Source organism: Streptomyces sp. BR123 (assembly GCF_013401435.1).
GTDB lineage: Bacteria > Actinomycetota > Actinomycetes > Streptomycetales > Streptomycetaceae > Streptomyces.
This window is the reverse complement of sequence record NZ_JACBGN010000581.1, coordinates 1-1,580: the sequence shown is the minus strand read 5'-3', so window position 1 is coordinate 1,580 and position 1,580 is coordinate 1. Positions and strand designations below refer to the sequence as shown.

Below are 1,580 nucleotides of genomic sequence, written 5' to 3'. Positions count from 1 at the left end.
GTGGTGGGGTCGGGCGGGCCGGGGGGCCCGTCCCGAGCCCCTCGGGGGGTTTTCGATGCCGTGGGGGATGCGGCATGTCTGTGGGGGGACGGTTTGTACACCTCTGTGTTCATATCGGCAATTTCCATCGCCCTGTTCTGGATGGCCGCGTTCACGCTGTGGTGGCAGATGCACGCCTGGCGGACGCCCGAGACGCTCGCCTCCACCCGGTTCGACCGGCCCGACGGCGAGGGCCGGCTGGCCTTCTCGCTCCTGCTGCCGGCCCGCCACGAACAGGCCGTCCTGCGGCACACCGTCGAGCGGCTGCTCGAATCGAGCCACACCGACTACGAGATCATCGTCATCGTCGGCCACGACGACCCGGAGACCACCGCGGTCGCCGAGGAGGCCGCTGCCCTGGCGCCCGACAGGGTCCGCGTCGTCGTCGACGACCACGAGGCCAAGAACAAGCCCAAGGCCCTCAACACCGCCCTCCCGCACTGCCGGGGCGACATCGTCGGCGTCTTCGACGCCGAGGACCAGGTCCACCCCGAGCTCCTCGCCCACGTCGACCACGCCTTCCGCGCCACCGGCGCGGACGTGGTCCAGGGCGGCGTCCAGCTGATCAACTTCCACTCCAGCTGGTACAGCCTGCGCAACTGCCTGGAGTACTTCTTCTGGTTCCGCTCCCGCCTGCACCTGCACGCCGAGAAGGGCTTCATCCCGCTCGGCGGGAACACCGTCTTCGTCCGCACCGACGTACTGCGCGAGGCCGGCGGCTGGGACCAGAACTGCCTCGCCGAAGACTGCGACCTGGGCGTACGGCTCTCGTCGGCCGGCAAGAAGGTGGTCGTCGCCTACGACTCCGACATGGTCACCCGCGAGGAGACACCTGGCTCGCTGGTCAGCCTCCTCAAACAGCGCACCCGCTGGAACCAGGGCTTCCTCCAGGTCTACCGGAAGCGCGACTGGCGGCGGCTGCCCGGCCGGGGCCAGCGCTGGCTGGCCCGCTACACGCTGATGACGCCGTTCATGCAGGCGGCCTCCGGGGTGATCATCCCGGTCAACACCGCCGTCGCCCTCTTCCTGGACGTCCCCGTCGGCGTGGCGATCGTCACCTTCCTGCCGCTGATCACGGCACTGGTGACCTTCGTCTTCGAGATCGTCGGCCTGCACGACTTCGGCCGCCAGTACGGGCTGCGCGTGCGCTTCATGCACTACCTCAAGCTGATCGCGGGTGGCCCCTTCTACCAGGTCATGCTGGCGGGCGCGGCGATCCGCGCGGTCTGGCGCGAACAGCGCGGCCGCACCGAATGGGAGCTGACCCGCCACACCGGCGCCCACCTCACCGCCTCCACCGGCACCACCGCCTCCACCGCTTCCACCGCTTCCACGGCCTCCACGGCCGCCACCGTCTCCACGGCCGCCACCGTCTCCACGGCCGCCACCGTCTCCACGGCCGCCACCGGCTCCACCGCCTCCGTCTCGTCCGCCGCGATCCGAGAGGACAGCCACAGGTGACCGCCATCCTGCCCACGGCCACCGAGCCCCAGCCCGAGGCCGCCGCCCAGGCCCCCACGGCCACGGTCGCCGTCGCCGCC

At 70.9% G+C, this 1,580-nt stretch carries 1 protein-coding gene; it reads left to right on the top strand.

The window, feature by feature from the left end:
- Positions 1 to 93: 93 nt before the first annotated feature.
- On the top strand, positions 94 to 1,500 hold the full coding sequence (locus HYE82_RS36410; protein ID WP_179178499.1) for a glycosyltransferase: 1,407 nt from the start codon (positions 94 to 96) through the stop codon (positions 1,498 to 1,500).
- Positions 1,501 to 1,580: the final 80 nt, after the last annotated feature.